General features: G+C 42.1%; 12 protein-coding genes. 5 read left to right on the top strand and 7 right to left on the bottom strand.

Annotated elements, in window-relative coordinates:
• Positions 1–52: 52 nt before the first annotated feature.
• Positions 53–3730: a DUF4347 domain-containing protein gene (locus ACLLO5_RS12835; protein ID WP_413175848.1), complete on the top strand. Its 3678-nt coding sequence runs from the start codon at positions 53–55 to the stop codon at positions 3728–3730.
• Between the two features lie 216 nt (positions 3731–3946).
• Here the strand turns inward: ACLLO5_RS12835 and ACLLO5_RS12830 are convergent, their stop codons facing one another.
• Entirely contained in the window at positions 3947–4993 is a 1047-nt protein-coding gene (locus ACLLO5_RS12830; RefSeq protein ID WP_413175847.1) for a DUF1611 domain-containing protein, read from the bottom strand.
• Positions 4977–6029, bottom strand: a complete 1053-nt coding sequence (locus ACLLO5_RS12825; protein WP_413175846.1) for a dipeptide epimerase — start codon at positions 6027–6029, stop codon at positions 4977–4979. The genes ACLLO5_RS12830 and ACLLO5_RS12825 overlap by 17 nt, the downstream gene beginning before the upstream one ends.
• 88 nt (positions 6030–6117) lie before the next feature.
• Here ACLLO5_RS12825 and ACLLO5_RS12820 point away from each other — a divergent pair, with 88 nt between their 5' ends.
• Together ACLLO5_RS12820 and ACLLO5_RS12815 are read left to right on the top strand one after the other, a co-directional pair.
• The gene (locus ACLLO5_RS12820; protein ID WP_413175845.1) at positions 6118–6675 is read left to right on the top strand and encodes an NUDIX hydrolase; all 558 of its coding nucleotides are present in this window, start codon (positions 6118–6120) and stop codon (positions 6673–6675) included.
• Positions 6676–6722: 47 nt separating this feature from the next.
• Complete coding sequence (locus ACLLO5_RS12815) at positions 6723–7154, top strand: nucleoside deaminase (RefSeq protein ID WP_413176077.1); 432 nt, start codon at positions 6723–6725, stop codon at positions 7152–7154.
• A gap of 169 nt (positions 7155–7323) precedes the next feature.
• Here ACLLO5_RS12815 and rbsK read toward each other — a convergent pair whose 3' ends face one another.
• The 3 genes from rbsK to dapF all read right to left on the bottom strand — a co-directional run bounded on the left by rbsK (position 7324) and on the right by dapF (position 10317).
• Positions 7324–8247: a ribokinase gene (gene rbsK / locus ACLLO5_RS12810; protein WP_413175844.1), complete on the bottom strand. Its 924-nt coding sequence runs from the start codon at positions 8245–8247 to the stop codon at positions 7324–7326.
• A gap of 528 nt (positions 8248–8775) precedes the next feature.
• Positions 8776–9420, bottom strand: a complete 645-nt coding sequence (locus ACLLO5_RS12805) for a Uma2 family endonuclease (RefSeq protein ID WP_413175843.1) — start codon at positions 9418–9420, stop codon at positions 8776–8778.
• A 57-nt stretch (positions 9421–9477) separates the two neighbouring features.
• Positions 9478–10317, bottom strand: coding sequence for a diaminopimelate epimerase (gene dapF / locus ACLLO5_RS12800; protein ID WP_413175841.1), 840 nt, complete (start codon positions 10315–10317; stop codon positions 9478–9480).
• A 202-nt stretch (positions 10318–10519) separates the two neighbouring features.
• Between dapF and ACLLO5_RS12795 the strand changes: the two genes are divergently transcribed.
• The gene (locus tag ACLLO5_RS12795; RefSeq protein WP_413175840.1) at positions 10520–10804 is read left to right on the top strand and encodes an Hfq-related RNA-binding protein; all 285 of its coding nucleotides are present in this window, start codon (positions 10520–10522) and stop codon (positions 10802–10804) included.
• A gap of 151 nt (positions 10805–10955) precedes the next feature.
• Here ACLLO5_RS12795 and ACLLO5_RS12790 read toward each other — a convergent pair whose 3' ends face one another.
• Positions 10956–13256: a cation:proton antiporter gene (locus ACLLO5_RS12790; RefSeq protein ID WP_413175839.1), complete on the bottom strand. Its 2301-nt coding sequence runs from the start codon at positions 13254–13256 to the stop codon at positions 10956–10958.
• A 191-nt stretch (positions 13257–13447) separates the two neighbouring features.
• Complete coding sequence (locus ACLLO5_RS12785) at positions 13448–13840, bottom strand: ArsR/SmtB family transcription factor (RefSeq protein WP_413175838.1); 393 nt, start codon at positions 13838–13840, stop codon at positions 13448–13450.
• A 707-nt stretch (positions 13841–14547) separates the two neighbouring features.
• On the opposite strand from ACLLO5_RS12785, the gene ACLLO5_RS12780 reads away from it, so the two are divergent.
• Positions 14548–16875, top strand: a complete 2328-nt coding sequence (locus tag ACLLO5_RS12780; protein ID WP_413175837.1) for a heavy metal translocating P-type ATPase — start codon at positions 14548–14550, stop codon at positions 16873–16875.

The raw sequence follows: 16875 nt of genomic DNA, 5'->3' as shown, positions 1-16875 counted from the left end.
TTGGGTGCAAAAGCACATCAGATTTTGTGATCAGGTGAAAATCGAAAAATATATGCTCAAAAACTCCTTAGTCAATCAAACCTCTACAGTTGTCTTTATTGATTCCTCTATTTACGACTACAAAACTCTACATACAGGAGTTGTTGAGGGAGTAAAAGCGGTCATTCTTCCCTTAAATAAAGATGGTATTGAGAAAATTAGTGAATTTTTACAACGAAATCCCCAAATTAGCACAATACATATCGTTTCCCACGGTTCACCGGGATGTTTGTATTTAGGCAATAGTCAACTGAATTTAGACAATATCAGTAAATATGCTGCTTTATTACAGCGTTGGCAAAGCAAAAGTATCTTACTCTATGGTTGTAACGTTGCTGCGGGGGATGCAGGGGAAGAATTTATTAGCAAGTTATATGAGATTACCAACGCAACCATTAGCGCAACCGCAACAAAAACTGGAAATGCAGCTTTAGGGGGAAATTGGGAGTTAGAGGTGACATTCCCCGTTACAGAGAAAATCAAATCTCTACCTCTCCCTAACCCTCTCCTACAAGGAGAGGGAACAGAAACAGATGTGATGATGAACATTCCCCATTCCAGCAACAAAAGTTTTTCCGCTTCCCTCCCCTCAAGAGGGGAGGGTAAGGGAGGGGTAGGGAAGGGGTTTAGGGGGTTAGGTTCTGTTTTTCGTGCAGACACCCTCAACACCTATCAGGGAGTATTTGCACCCACTCTCGTCGGCAATTATGATACGAATGGCTATGCTTATGATGTGGAAATAGTCGGCAACTACGCTTATGTTGCTGATTATTATTCAGGACTCTCTATCATCAATATGAGCAACCCAGCCGCTCCCACTCTCATTGGTAATTATGATACGAATGGCTTGGCTTTGGATCTGGCAATAGTAGGCAACTACGCTTATGTTGCTAATTCTTTTTCAGGACTCTCTATCATCAATATCAGCAACCCAGCCGCACCAACACTCGTCGGCAATTATTATAGGAATGACTCTGTTGGAGGTGTACAAATAGTAGGTAACTACGCTTATTTAGCTTGTCAGTCTTCAGGACTCTCTATCATCAATATCAGCGACCCAGCCGCTCCCACTCTCGTCGGTAATTATGATACGAATGGCTTGGCTTTGGATCTGGAAATAGTAGGCAACTACGCTTATGTGGCTGATTATGATTCAGGACTCTCTATCATCAATATCAGCAACCCAGCCGCTCCCACCCTCATCGGTAATTATGATACGAATGGCTATGCTTATGATGTGAAAATAGTAGGCAACTACGCTTATGTGGCTGATTATGATTCAGGACTCTCTATCATCAATATCAGCAACCCAGCCGCTCCCACCCTCATCGGTAATTATGATACGAATGGCTTGGCTTTGGGTCTGGCGATAGTAGGCAACTACGCTTATGTTGCTGATGGGCAATCAGGACTCTCTATCATCAATATCAGCAACCCAGCCGCTCCCACCCTCATCGGTAATTATGATACGAATGGCTTGGCTTTGGGTCTGGCGATAGTAGGCAACTACGCTTATGTTGCTGATGGGCTATCAGGACTGCAAATCATCAATATCAGCAACCCATATACACTCACTCTTATTGGTAATTATGATACGAATGGCTATGCTTTGGGTGTGGAAATAGTAGGCAACTACGCTTATGTGGCTGATGGGCTATCAGGACTCTCTATCATCAATATCAGCAACCCAGCCGCTCCCACTCTCATTGGTAATTATGATACGAATGGCTATGCTTGGGATGTGGAAATAGTAGGTAACTACGCCTATGTAGCTGATGAGGTTTCAGGACTATCTATCATCAATATCAGCAACCCAGCCGCACCCACTCTCATCGGTAATTATGATACGAATGGCTTGGCTTTCGATGTGGAAATAGTCGGCAACTACGCTTATGTAGCTGATGACTATCGAGGACTATCTATCATCAATATCAGCAACCCAACCGCACCCACTCTCATCGGTAATTATGATACGAATGGCTATGCTTTCGATGTGGAAATAGCAGGTAACTACGCTTATATAGCTGATGAGTCTTCAGGACTATCTATCATCAATATCAGCAACCCAGCCGCACCCACTCTCATCGGTAATTATGATACGAATGGCTTGGCTTTGGATCTGGAAATAGTCGGCAATTACGCTTATGTAGCTGATTATGATAAGGGACTCTCTATCATCAACATCAGCAACCCAGCCGCACCAACCCTCGTCGGCAATTATGATACGAATGGCGATGCTCAGGATGTGAAAATAGTAGGCAACTACGCTTATGTAGCTGATGGTTATTCAGGACTCTCTATCATCAACATCAGCAACCCAGCCGCTCCCACTCTCGTCGGTAATTATGATACTTCTGGCTATGCTTATGATGTAGAAATATTAGGCAACTACGCTTATGTGGCTGATTTTGACGGTGGCTTAAAGATTATTGACGTGAGTGAGTTTACTGTTAACGCCATCACAGGTACAGCAGCTAACGAAAACTTCACTACCACACCCCAAACAGATATCATAGATGCTCAAGGTGGCAACGACACCATCACCAGCACCTTTGCTAACCTGCAACAAAATGACACACTCTATGGTGGTACAGGCACGGATACCCTGATCATTACCGCTGGAACAGCAACCGATAATATTCTCATTGATATCGGCAACATTACCAATCAATTAAATATCCCCGGTACAACCATCACCGAATTTGAACGCTTTGATTTAAGTGCATTTGCTGGTACAGTCAGCATTTCCGGTACTGCTGCGAACGATTGGATTAAAACTGGTGCAGGAGAAGATGATTTATTTGGTGGAGATGGTAATGATTACCTGAACGGAGGAACAGGTGCAGATTTATTAGGTGGTGGTGCTGGCAATGATACTTATGTGGTAGATAATGTTGGTGATGTCATTGCCGAATTTTTAAATCAAGGTATTGATACTGTTGAATCTTCCATCACTTGGACATTAAAAGCCAATTTAGAAAACCTGACCTTGATAGGTACTGCCAATATTAACGGTACAGGTAATACCTTAAATAATATCCTCATTGGTAATAGTGCTAATAATGTCCTCAATGGTAAAGCTGGTGCAGATTCCATGACTGGTGGTGCTGGTAACGATTCCTACCATGTGGATAATGTCGGAGATAGCATCACTGATGCCTCTGGTACTGATACAGTTTTAAGCACTCTTAGTTATACATTAGGGACGACATTGGAAAATCTGACCTTACAAGGTACATCTGCAATTAATGGTACTGGTAACGCCCTGATTAATAAGATCACAGGTAACACCGCAGCTAATACTCTCATTGGTGGTGATGGTGCAGATACCCTAGATGGTAAAGCCGGTGCTGATACTTTCACGGGTGGACTTGGTAACGATAAACTCAGCTTGGGTTTAAATGACGGTGCTGTAGATATCGTTAATTATGCCTCTGGAGATGGTGCAGATACCATTACTCAGTTTGTCCGTGGTGTCGGTGGTGATAAAATCCAGTTTACAGGCATTGGCATTACTAATATTGATGTGGTGACATCTGGTAGTAATACTTTACTACGCATTAGTGATGGGACTATTGGTAATTCTGGTTTTGGAACTGGTCAGTTATTAGCTACTTTATCGGGTACATCTGGTTTTATTGCTGCTGATGTGAATGTCAACCTATTAGGTGCTAATTTCTTGTTCAGTTAATTGGTGGTTAATGATTTTGGTGGGTGGCGCTGTTGTTAACCCACCCTAATGTTAGCCTGACGCAAAAAGAGTAAGAGTAGGATTGACATCGGGTTGTAGATGTGCTATACTGATTTCGATAAGGAAGAACTATCTTGCAATCTAAAATTGAAGAAATGATTGTTTCATCTGTCTGCAAACCTCACGCTATTAGCTAGATGAAGTTTGCAAAGTAGATTAACTGTGCATGACGGCATCTAAGAGTAATCCACCACCAAACCGCACGGTATCTGTACAAGGTAGACCTGTTTGAGTTATGGTTTGAGCGATCGCATCCTTAGCCCCAGATTCATCTAACTCCCTAGTATTTAAAGCTATCCCCACCACCGGAACTTTAGCAAAAGCACCCGCAGCACTAGCTACCATTTCATACATCTTAATGACTTCTGGTAGCGGTGGAATGGGAACATGAGGATTATTACGGTTATGAGTTTGTCCGGCTTGATGAACTAAGATCAAATGGGTTGGTTGAGAACCACGAATCAACGGTAAAGTTGCAGTTGAACCAGGATGCAACAGAGAACCTTGTCCTTCAATTTGCAGAATATCGTAGTGTTTACCAAAACGCATTACCAACTGTTCCACCGCACCAGCAGCAAAGTCTACCCGCACCGCATCTAAAGCAACTCCATCTCCTTCTAACATCAAACCAGTTTGACCGGTGGCTAAAAATTTAGAACGCCAACCGCGCAACTTAGCCGCCCAATGTAATTCTAAACTAGTAGACATCTTGCCAATAGCCATATCCGTTCCCACCGTCAACACTCGACGACAGGGAAGAGTCCGCGCTAACCCGGAAGCAACTTCTAAATTAGGTGGTTCTTTGCGGACATCCCAAATTAACTGTCCTGGTTTCAATAGTGCATTTAAATCTGGGATATTAGCCAAAGGTGTATGTAAACCATTAACTAAAGACATTCCCCCCTTCAGCGCATCCTGAATATCTGGCCAATAATTATCTGGTATGATTCCACCTTTGGGGGCTATACCAATTACTAAAACTTCCGGTTTATACTGTAAAGCTGCGGCTACAGAGGCGACAACGGGAACATCGCGCTTGATACCTGTTAATTCTGGTACAGATTTACCTACAGATTCCCGATCTATAACTGCAACAACTGGGGCTTCACTGTAGCGTAAAATTGATAATCCTGTTTTCCCCTGAGTCCCACTCAGTCCTTCATGCAGTAGAATTGCTATCTTTTTATTAAGGGGCAGACGCACTATATTGTACTCCCAAACCAGGTAAATCGTTAGGTAAAACTCGTCCTGCTTTTACTGATGCACCGCTAAATGGATCATCAATTAAATTCAGGTGACTATCTAAGTCTAAATAATCAGCTAAAGGTGCAAGTTGTGCAGCTGCTGTATTAGCTAGAGAACTATCAGAATAACAGCCAAACATCACTTTTAAATCATGCGCTTTGGCTGTATGTACCATTCGCAAGGCTTCACTTAAACCCCCAGATTTCATCAATTTAATATTAACCCCATCTACATAATCAGCTAATTGGGGAATATCAGCACTGGTAAAGCAACTTTCATCAACAAAGATTGGTAAAGGTGAATGTTCTTTTAAGGTGGCTAAATGGGTTTCTTGACCTCTTGGTAATGGCTGTTCTATATACTGTATACCCAAATCTGCTAACCACAGGGACATGGCGATCGCATCTGCTAAACTCCAACCCCCGTTAGCATCAACAAATAAATCAATTTCTGGTGCTGTGTCTCGCACCGCTAACAGCATTTTTCTGTCTGCTTCTATCCCCTCGGTTGAACCTAATTTCACCTTCAACAGACGTACATCCATATATTCTAACCAGTCTCGTGTCCGAGTTGCTGCACCTGCTGGGGTATTAATGCCAATTGTCACCGAAGTTGGTGCGATCGCATTTCTATCCAGTCCCCAAAGTTGCCATAGAGGTAAACCCACACTTTTACCCATCCAATCATACAGCGCCATATCTAACGCCGCCCTAGCTGCGGAAGGTATTTGATATTGTCTTAAAACAGCCTCAATTTCCTGACGTTGCCAAGGGTGGAATGATTCTAACACAGGGGCTATTTTTTGCAATGCTGTGGTCATTATATCCGTAGTTTGACGGTGATTACCAACACCAAAGGGAGATGCTTCTCCCCATCCTTCTATGTCATTTTCAATAATTTTTACACAAATATTTGTTGTCTGTGCTGTTGTTCCTCTACTAATTGTTAAGGGAAATCGTTTATTGACTGTAAATAGATTGACTAGTATTTTCATGTTAAATGTTTATGCTCACCCAAAGGCGCTGCAAGAAGAATGAAAATGTTATAATTTTAGCTTGTTTAATGTCTATTATAACTAAAAAATGAATAATTTACATAAATGGAAAATTTTAAGTTCTCAAATGTTAATAGATCATCCTTTATGTCAGGTGAGACAAGATGAAATAGAGTTACCTAATGGTAAAGTTATAGATGACTATTTTGTCAATATTAAACCAGATATTGCTTTAATTTTACCTATTACTAATAATCAAGAAATTGTCTTTGTCCGTCAGTACAGACACGCTGTAGGTGAGTTTTTTATTGAACTTCCCGCAGGACGTTTTAATGCTGATGAAGAAGGTGCAGAAGCCGCAGCATTGAGGGAGTTAAGGGAAGAAACTGGTTATATGGCTGGAAATGTGCAGAAAATTGGCACTCTTTATGATAAACCCAGTAAAGACACTAATCAAATTCATTTGTTTCTCGCTGAAAATGTGGTGAAGGTTGGAGAACAGGAAAATCTTGATGTGACTGAAGAAATTGAAGTTATTTTAATTCCTATAAATGCAGTTTTTGATAAAATTATTCAAGGAGAAATTTCTGTTGCCGGAACTGTAGCGGCACTGTTTTTGGGTTTGCGTTTGAGAGGAGTTTTTTAAACGCAGAGGAACGCGGAGGTAACGCAGAGTATATGGAGGATTTAGAAATGGATGAGTTTATGCAAGCGGCTATTTTTGAGGCTAAACAGGGTAGAAATGAAGGGGGAATTCCTATCGGTTCTGTTTTGGTGAAGGATGGGAAAGTGATCGGGAGAGGACACAATAAACGGGTGCAAGATGGTGATCCTGTCACCCATGCGGAAATTGATTGTTTAAGAAATGCTGGGAGAATTGGTAGTTATCAAGGTACTACATTATATTCTACTTTGATGCCTTGTTATTTATGTGCCGGTGCAGTGGTGCAGTTTGGCATTAAAAAAGTCATTGCAGGAGAATCAAGAACCTTTCCCGGTGCAAAGGATTTTATGGTTTCTCATGGTGTAGAAGTAATTGATTTAAACCTCGATGAATGCGAACAAATGATGAATGAATTTATTACAGAAAAACCAGAATTATGGAATGAAGATATAGGAGTTTAAAGGAGTCAGGAGTCAGGAGTCAGGAGTCAGGAGAAATTTCTCGTTCCCAGTCTCCGACTGGGAATGCTATCATAGAGTCTCTGACTCTAATTTTAATAAAGGCAGAGCCTTTAATCATCCATTCCCATACAGAGTATGGGAACGAGTAAAACGAGTAAACCTTTTTTCCCTATTCCCTATTCTCTGTTAAAAACTTTTCTAAAGTAATTCTATCAGGTAAAGAACTCTGCGCTCCTGGTTTTGTGGTTGATAAAGCCCCTGTTGCTGCACCCCAAATCACAGCTTCACACAAAGGAAGTTTATGAAAAAGTGCTGCTGCTAAACCACCATTAAAAGCATCACCAGCCGCAACTGTATCAACTGCATGAACTGAAAAAGCTGGTATGAAGAAAGCTGCTTCCGCAGTGGCACAATAAACACCTTTTGCACCTAATTTGATAACTGCACATTTTACTCCTCTTTCTAATAAAACTGCTGCTGCTTTAGCTGCGGTTTCTTCTCCATTTACTGGAAATCCTACTAATTGACTAGCTTCTATCTCATTGGGTGTGATAATATCAATTAGTGGGTAAAGTTCATCTGGTAAGTTCGTTTGTGCTGGTGCAGGATCAAGAATAATATTAATATCTAAATCTTTCGCGGCTTTAGCGGCTGCAACGACGGCTGTAAGAGGAATTTCTAACTGTAAAAGTAGGGTTGTTGCGGTTGGTAATAAATCAGATAATCTCTTGACATCTTCTTGATTAACTTGCCCATTTGCACCTGGAATCACAATGATATGATTTTCTCCCATATTATCTACGGTGATGACAGCAACTCCAGAACTGACACTTTCATCAATTAGGATATTCTCAGTTTGTACACCAGATATTTGTAAATTTTTGATTAGTTCTGTACCAAAGTTATCATTACCAACACGCCCTATCATTTGAGTAGGAATTCCTAATTTTGCTAATGCTACTGCTTGGTTTGCACCTTTTCCTCCTGGAGTTGTAAAAAAGCTTTCTCCTAGCAATGTTTCACCAGCAACTGGTAAGCGAGAGGTAGTTGCTACTAAGTCTATATTGATGCTACCAAATACAATAATACTCATATATAGCAAGGTGACAGGTGACAGGTGACAGGTGACAGTGGTAAAAGTCTTTGAGTGTCTAAGTCTTAGTTTTGGTTAGTGTCCTAACCGCTTTGTCTAAGTCCATAGAAATCATATATTATCGAGCGTTGTGATTATTTTAGTCCCCTTGCGGGGATTAGTAGTTCAGAAACTTAAGTATTTGAACTTAGATATATTCGTGGCAATAACGAGTTTCAGTCCCCTTGCGGGGATTAGTAGTTTAGAAACCCTGCCATCTGAAACCAAGTCTACGAACAGACTCTAGACAGGATTTTGGCAGACCTCTGAAAAAACCTCATTTCAGGCTTTGGATCAACTGCCATCTGAAACATTGGAAACGCTCAAACTATTCAGTTATCAAGGTTCTGGCGATTTGGCAGGTCTCCAGGGTTTTTGCCCTCGCTTTGCTTTGCCAAAATCATATTGTTTTAAGATTAAAATTTGATACCTTACCTGTCAAGACAAATTCAGTTAAGAATCATCAAGGAACAATTTACGTTTTTATTCTTATTTTTGCTGAAACTGGTTCAATAACCAAGTGCAAACTTCAGATTGGCTCATTTCACGACTACGGTGTAAAGCTTCCTCTAAAACGGCAATGATCAATCCAGGTAATACTTGTGATTCTTGAATACGTTTACTACCTTGGTCTACCATAGTATATGCGATGATTTGGGCATTTTGTACATCTACCACCCAGTATTCAGCCACGCCTAATTCTTCGTAAAGACTGCGCTTTGTACCCAAGTCATCCAGCAAGGATGTTTTAGCAATCTCAATAACTAAATCTGGTGCTGGATAACGATCTAGGTTGACGATTCCTGTACCAGTGGGGATAATTTGGGCGCGTTCTTGGAGATAATACGCTACATCAGGCTGACAGTCTTGAATACCAGTTTTACGAAAAGTCGTGGTGTCTAAACCTGTTGCGAGAATACCTTTAAGTGTGGCAAATAGAGTTACAGCAACAATAATTACTACATGGTCTTTCCCATGATCAAAACTAACTGGTGCCATTTCCAGCCTCATGTGTCCTTTGTAGTAGTAACTTTTTCCGTTCTTGTTGAGCAAGTTGGTGATTATCTGCTCATACTCGTTCCAAGAAGTGTAAATCCATGTATCTGTGGGTAACTGGGTTTGTAACTCAATCATTTTCTCACCCTCCCGCCAAAAGGCAAACTTGATGGTGGGCAATGCCCACCCGACAGGTTAATATTTACCTGTGAATACCCGTTCTGCTGGCCCAGTCATGTAAATTCGTTGGTCTATTTCTGACCATTCAATTTCTAGGGAACCACCTGGTAATTCTATCGTGGCTGTGCGATCGCACTTATCATTCAAAACTCCAGCTACTAACACAGCACAAGCACCAGTACCGCAAGCTAAAGTGATTCCTGCTCCCCGTTCCCATACCCGCATTTTCAAGTAATTACGGTTGACAATTTCGATGAATTCTGTATTAATTCTTTGGGGGAAAGCGGGATGATGTTCAAATTTGGGTCCGATGGTTTCTAGGGGAATAGCTGCTACATTTTCGACAAAGGTGATGCAGTGAGGGTTTCCCATGCTGACACAGGTAACATTCCAAGTTGTGTCTGCGACTTCTAAAGGGACATTAATTACTTTGCTGTCAGCAGGTGCCAAAGTGGTGGGAATTTCTTGTGCTAGTAACCGGGGTAAACCCATATCTACTTTAACTTGACCATCATCTGTGAGTTGAGGTGTAATCACACCTGCTAAAGTATGAATACGATAATAGTCTTTAGTACGAGATATACCTTCTAACTCAGTTAAAAATGCTGCTAAACAACGAATGCCGTTACCACACATTTCTGGTTCTGAACCATCGGAATTAAAAATCCGCATTGTGTAGTCAGTATCTTTTTGTCCCGGTAATGCGAAAATGACACCATCAGCCCCAATACCAAAATGGCGATCGCACCACTTCACAGCTTGCTCTGGTGTTATAACTGGTGTCAATGAAGAACGGTTATCAATGAGGATAAAATCATTACCTAAACCGTGATACTTAGTAAATTCTATTGCCATTTTTTCCTAGATGAATTATCAAAGATAAGTTACTACTGATTTAAACATTGTCCAACAGGATTGGTGATTGGTAATTGGTGATTGGTAATTGGTAATTGGTAATTGTCACCTGTCACCTGTCATCTGTCACCTGTCACCTGTCACCTGTCACTTTTCACCTATCACCTGTCACCTATTCCCTATTCCCTATTTCCTAAGAAAAATGGCAGCAACTCAATTTGATACGACCTTACCTAGCATTCGACAAGTGCAGAATTGGATTAAACAAAAAGCCACGATTGAAATAAAATTGGTGACTGGCGATTTAATCATAGGTAGGACTTTTTGGCAAGATCACAATTGTCTATGTATTGTAGATGCTAACAATGAACAAATGATTATTTGGAAAACAGCGATCGCCTATATGAAATTTAGCAGTGAAGGAGTAGTAGAAAGGGGATTAGTCCCACGAGATGCTAATGTCGAAGCTGCCCATTTCGATTCTTAAGGATTTGGAGGAACAGGGGAGCAGGGGAGCGGAGGAGCAGAGGAGCAGGGGAGCAGGGGAGAGGGGGAAAGATTAATTCTTTCTTTTTTCTTCTTCCTGCTGAACTCCTGAACTCCTGAACTCCTGACTCCTGACTCCTGACTCCTGACTCCTAAACTTCTGCCTTTTCATCTGCAATGATGGGAATTGCTAGAGGCAGTCCACAGGAAGCGGTAAACAATTGTTGGAGTTGATTCAGGATGGAAAAGCTACCACACAGTAGGACTTGATCACCCATTTTTAACTCCATCTGTCCATGAGGAAAACGGATAAACTTGCCATCTCGCCGAATAGCCTGTACTTTAATTCCATACTTTTCATTAGTGGTTAAATCTGCCAAATTTTTACCCAACATAGGGCAATTAGCTTGGACTGTTACCCACTGACAAGCGTTACTTTCTCCTGGAACTGCTGCGTTTCCTTGAGCAAACTCAGCTAACGCGGCTAATTCTTCACTTGCACCGACAACTAACAAGCGATCGCCTGTTTCTAGTTTAATTTGACTATTGGGATAATCAATCTCTTCCCCATTAGCGCGACGAATAGCCATTAAACTGACCCCAATCAGATAGCGCATATCCGCTTCTTCCAAGGTCATGCCAATTAATGGAGAATCAGTCGGTAAGTCATACCAACGACGATTTAAATCGCGGGTTGCTTGTTGTAAATGCTGGGAAACCTCCAAAGCAGAACGTTCAGGACGCAAATCTAAATAATGGTCTTTGCGAATTTCCTGCATTTTCTGTTGTACCACCTCTGGGGATAATCCCACATCTGTAAGTAAATAGGTGGCCATTTCCAGACTAGCTTCAAATTCTGGTTGTACAACTTCCCTAGCACCCAGTTGATAAAGCAATTCAATATTTTTATCTTGGGTAGCGCGGACAACCAAATCTAATTCCGGTGATAATTCCAAAGCGCGTTTCAGGCATAGACGAATACTAGCAGGATCTGGAAGTGCGATCGCCATCCCCTTAGCATGATTCACACCAGCAGTCTCCAACACATGAAAACTCACCCCATTTCCATAAACATAAGGTATTCCCGCATCCCGTAATTGCTGAATTCTACTTTCTGACTGATCAATCACCACCACAGGTAACTGGTTTTGCTGCAACAATCGCACTAAATTCTTACCAATGCGACCATAACCACAAACCACAATATGGTCTTTCCGAGGTAAATCTTCCGCAAAATCACGCGCTTGTTCTTCCACCAAATACGGTTTTAACCAAGGCATCGACTCAGCAAAATTAAATAAAAATGGTACCAACCGCAACACAAAGGGAGTCAACATCAAAGTTACAGCGGTAGTCCCCAAAATTAACAAATATATCCGTCGCGAAACCAACCCCAAAGCCTGACCTTCACTAGCCAGTACAAAGGAAAACTCCCCAATTTGCGCCAATCCTAACCCAGCAATCAAAGCTGTTTTCAACGGATAGCGGAATAACTTCACCAGCGGAGTGATGATTAAAAATTTACCGACAAAAACCAAAGCCACCAAACCGAGAATCAATTCTAGGTTGTTCCACAAAAACACCGGGTCAATTAACATCCCAATGGCAGCGAAGAACAAACTAGCAAAGATATCTCGCAAAGGTTCCACAATCGTCAGGGTTTCGTCTGCATACTCCACTTCCGAAATCATCAACCCCGCGACAAACGCCCCCATTTCGATAGAAAGACCTAAATATTCAGTTAGCAGGGCAATACACAAACATAAAGTCACCACCCCTAACAAAAATAACTCCCGGCTTTCCGTGCTTGCCAGCAGTCGCAACAAAGGCGGAATTAACCAAATACCCGCCACCACCGCACCCGCAGCAAATAAACCAATGCGTACCAAAGCCGTCAACACTGCGACACCAATGACTTCTCCTGGTTCATGCAGTGCTGGTAATACAGCCAGCATTAATCCCAGTGCTAAATCCTGGACTACCAAAATCCCCAGCATCACTTGGCCGTGCGGTGTTTCTGTTTCATTGCGTTCCATCAAGCATTTGAGAACCACAGCTGTGGAAGACAAAGACAGAATACAACCCAAAAATACACCCTTAGCAGGTAAAGCTCCCCAAGCACCAGTTAAGCCACACACCACAACGGTAATGAGAATGGTGAGAAGGATTTGTAGTCCTCCACCACCCAAGGCTATAGCTTTCACCTTCTTCAGTTCTGCTAGGGAAAATTCCACACCCAAAGCGAACAGCAAAAAGGCTACTCCAAACTGCGCCAAGGTTTCTACTTGGACGACTTCTTTAATTAATCCCAGTCCCGCAGGACCAACAACCATGCCACCAATTAGATAACCGAGTAAAACAGGTTGTTTTAACAATGCGGCCAGCAGTCCACCACAGGCAGCGACAGCAAAAACCGAAACCAAATCGACAATTAACCGGAAATCCTCTTGCACCAGCTTTAATAAGAAATATAAAGACCTTTATTAAACCAGCATACAAACTTTTCTCTCTTTCAGGACAGGAGTAGAGTTATTCTACGTTATTTCTCAATTGCTTGAGCGATCGCTAACCCAAATCTAGTTTACCCAGTACGATGCGATCGCTTTGTCGTCAAGGATAAATAAGTCAAAATTCCCATATTTGATTAATTTAAATTTTCCACTAAAGAGCGATATAAGTTGATGACGTGACTATCAGCCAAACTATAATAAACATTTCGACCTTCTCGACGATAGCTGACTAAACGCATAGCTTTCAATAACCGTAACTGATGACAAACTGCTGATTCGCTCATTTTGGTTAATGCAGCTAGATCGCAAACACACAATTCACTAGAAGCCAAAGCTGATACTAAGCGTATACGGTTTGTATCTGCTAACACACCAAAAATTTCCGCCATTTGTTGTGCTTTATCTGTCGGTAAAATTTGTGCCTGAGATGAGCGTACATTATCTAGATGCACCAAATGAGTATCACAGATAGGAGTATCAGAACTTGGAATTAAGTCTAAGTCCTGCTTTTTTTTGTGCTTATTCATAGCGAGTTTTACTTAGCAATGGTTATCAATCTCAATCATACCTAAAATGATAACCATTGTACAGTTGAATAGTTGTTCAATTGTTGTATTAGAATATTGGCAGTTAAGATTCTCAAGCTGCTGTCAGTAACCCAGCCCTAAAGGGACTGGGCTTGCAAGAGTAATCAAGTAAGCCGTACTGACCAGACCACCCTGAGTTTACTCTCACGGTAGCCGTTATTTGAGTCACGACACCCTGTGGATGCGTAGCTAGTCCCCTGCTCTGTCGCTTGTGATTAAACAGTTCTAAGGTCACTGGAACAGTATTGCAAGCCTAACAAGCTCTGATAACTGGTCAAAGCTAACATTACCCCAGAAATGGGAGGCTTTTCGGAGCAATACATTATGCGTACAGAGTTGGAAAATTTGAATCGGTAATTGTCCCGTTGAAAGTACATCACAAAAGTACCCCGAATTTTCCGACTCCAAGGCGGTAATAAAAAAATATTCAAAGCGGTTAAAACCGCTTGAGTCGCTTCCCTCTCAGCACTAATACCAATTCCATAAAAGAATGCGACAGATGCGTAGGTTGGGTTGAACAAAGTGAAACCCAACGTTTACAAGGTTTTAGAGTGTTGGGTTTCGTACCTCAACCCAACCTACATCTGTAACAATCATTTTTTAAATTGGTATAAAGTGACTGATTTTCCCACTTACCGCGAGGTCTTATGACTCAAACTCCTTCCCTCAAAACCCAAACTTTGCAAGTTGGCGGTATGGACTGCGGAAGCTGCGCCAAGACAATTGAAGTCGCTTTGCAACAGTTACATGGTGTGACAGAAGCAACGGTAAACTTTACAACTGCTCAGGCTAGGGTTTCTTATGATTCAGAGGTATTGAGTGAAAAGAGTATCTATAACCAAATTAAAGGTTTGGGTTATACGATAGAGCAAAGTTATGAGGGGCAATCCCATCAGCATACTCATTCCTGTGGTGATGAAAACGACCATGACCACCAAAATCATGATCATAACTATGAGCATTCTCAGCCAATAAACAAGTCTAAACAAAAATCCGACCTCACCAGCTGGAGATTCTGGATTGAAAATCGTCGGGGACAGAGTGTGATACTTGCAGGTATAGGCTTAGTTTTAGGTTTACTTACTCAGTATTTAGTGCTACCCATCTGGATTGCACGAGCTTTTTATGGCATTGGTATAGTAATTGCTGGTTATCCGATCGCACGGGCTGGTTTGTTTGAGTTGCGCTTACGTCGTGCGGATATGAATCTGCTCATGACTATTTCGGTGGTTGGGGCAATGATTTTAGGGGACTGGCTGGAAGGGGGGCTGGTTGTCTTTTTGTTCTCTTTAGGCACAACATTGCAAGTTTTTACCTTTGGTCGTACCCGCAACGCCATTCGCTCACTGATGGATTTGACTCCACCTACTGCTACAGTGAAGCGCGGGAATCAGGAATTTACAGTTCCCGTAGAAACTATTCAGCCAGGTGAAATTTTGACGATTCGACCAGGAGGGCGAGTAGCGTTGGATGGTGTGGTGGTTTCTGGTAATAGTGCCATTGACCAATCTCCAATTACAGGAGAATCAATTCCAGAAGATAAAGCCGTTGGGGATACTGTCTTTGCCGGCACGTTAAATCAGACAGGTTTTTTAGAAATTAAAGCTACGCACACTTATAATGATACAACCGTAGCCAAAATTATTAATTTGGTGGAACAAGCTCAAGAAAGCCGCGCACCTTCACAGCAGTGGGTGGATAAGTTTGCAGAGATATACACCCCGATAGTAATTTTAGCAGCGATCGCCATTGCCCTCATTCCGCCCTTGGCTTTTGCTCAACCGTTTAACGTCTGGCTTTACCGCGCACTGGTCATGCTAGTAATTGCTTGTCCCTGTGCCTTAGTCATTTCTACCCCGGTTTCAATTGTCAGCGCCATTGGTGCTGCAACTCGACGAGGCGTTTTATTTAAAGGGGGTAATGCACTGGAAACAGCGGGACATCTAACTACCCTGGCTTTTGATAAAACTGGCACAATTACCCAAGGGCTACCCATTGTGCAGCAGGTTTATGACTTGGGGAAAGTAAGTGCAGATATGGTATTAGAGATTGCCGCTTCCTTAGAACAACAGTCTGAACATCCCCTAGCAAAAGCTATTGTAGCAAAGGCTCAAGATTTGGGGCTAGAGTTAGTAACGCCTCTAGATTTTACCGCATTCCCTGGTAAAGGGATTCAGGCAAACTTTGGTGAGCAGCGCGTTGTGGGGGTTCCCCCCGTTGTAGCGACTGCGAACCCGGAGGGTGCGATATTATATTTGGTTGGTAATCGGCGGTTGTTTTCAGATCAAGGTATTTGCTTGGCTGATGAAGCCGAATCTTTGTTAACTGAAATTGAACAACTTGGTCACATTCCGGTGTTAGTAGGGACGAACAGAGAGTTATTAGGAGCGATCGCACTCTCTGATGGTATCCGATTGGAAGCAACAGAAGCCCTACATCAGTTAAAGCGAGTTGGACTGAAACGGTTGGTGATGTTGACAGGAGATCGTACTGTTGTGGCCAAGCAAATTGCCCAACAAGTGGGAATTACAGAGTATCAGGCAGAATTGTTACCTGAAGATAAACTGCAAGCAATTCAACAGTTGCGTCGTCATGGGGTAGTAGGTATGGTTGGAGATGGCATTAACGATGCACCTGCTTTAGCTACAGCAGATATTAGTTTTGCTGTAGGTGGAATTGATATCGCTTTGGAGACAGCGGATGTGGTGCTGGTAGGTGGTGACTTGAGACAGCTTGCTTATGCAGTAGATTTAAGCCAACGTACTGTATCAGTGATTCAACAGAATGTGGCTTTTTCTTTGATAACTAAGGCTTTATTTTTGCTATTGGGGACGTTTGGGTTTGTTGGTTTAGCGATCGCCGTCTTAGCTGATACAGGAACTTCTCTGCTAGTGACTGCAAATGGAATGCGGCTGTTTAAAACCAAAACTTTAAAACCAAAACGTCTGTCGTCTATTCCATCAATAACTGCTTGA

Source organism: Anabaena azotica SJ-1 (assembly GCF_047275885.1).
Lineage (GTDB): Bacteria > Cyanobacteriota > Cyanobacteriia > Cyanobacteriales > Nostocaceae > Trichormus_B > Trichormus_B azotica_A.
Note: the sequence above shows the minus strand (reverse complement) of the source record. Positions and strands in the feature narration are given on the sequence as shown.

What these genes read in the sequence shown, in the direction of transcription:
- ACLLO5_RS12805 (WP_413175843.1), bottom strand. Translation starts at nt 9,420, where the DNA reads ATGATTGAGTTACAAACCCAGTTACCCACAGATACATGGATTTACACT.
- ACLLO5_RS12820 (WP_413175845.1), top strand. Translation starts at nt 6,118, where the DNA reads ATGAATAATTTACATAAATGGAAAATTTTAAGTTCTCAAATGTTAATA.
- dapF (WP_413175841.1), bottom strand. Translation starts at nt 10,317, where the DNA reads ATGGCAATAGAATTTACTAAGTATCACGGTTTAGGTAATGATTTTATC.
- ACLLO5_RS12785 (WP_413175838.1), bottom strand. Translation starts at nt 13,840, where the DNA reads ATGAATAAGCACAAAAAAAAGCAGGACTTAGACTTAATTCCAAGTTCT.
- rbsK (WP_413175844.1), bottom strand. Translation starts at nt 8,247, where the DNA reads ATGAGTATTATTGTATTTGGTAGCATCAATATAGACTTAGTAGCAACT.
- ACLLO5_RS12795 (WP_413175840.1), top strand. Translation starts at nt 10,520, where the DNA reads ATGGCAGCAACTCAATTTGATACGACCTTACCTAGCATTCGACAAGTG.
- ACLLO5_RS12825 (WP_413175846.1), bottom strand. Translation starts at nt 6,029, where the DNA reads ATGAAAATACTAGTCAATCTATTTACAGTCAATAAACGATTTCCCTTA.
- ACLLO5_RS12780 (WP_413175837.1), top strand. Translation starts at nt 14,548, where the DNA reads ATGACTCAAACTCCTTCCCTCAAAACCCAAACTTTGCAAGTTGGCGGT.
- ACLLO5_RS12835 (WP_413175848.1), top strand. Translation starts at nt 53, where the DNA reads ATGCTCAAAAACTCCTTAGTCAATCAAACCTCTACAGTTGTCTTTATT.
- ACLLO5_RS12815 (WP_413176077.1), top strand. Translation starts at nt 6,723, where the DNA reads ATGGATGAGTTTATGCAAGCGGCTATTTTTGAGGCTAAACAGGGTAGA.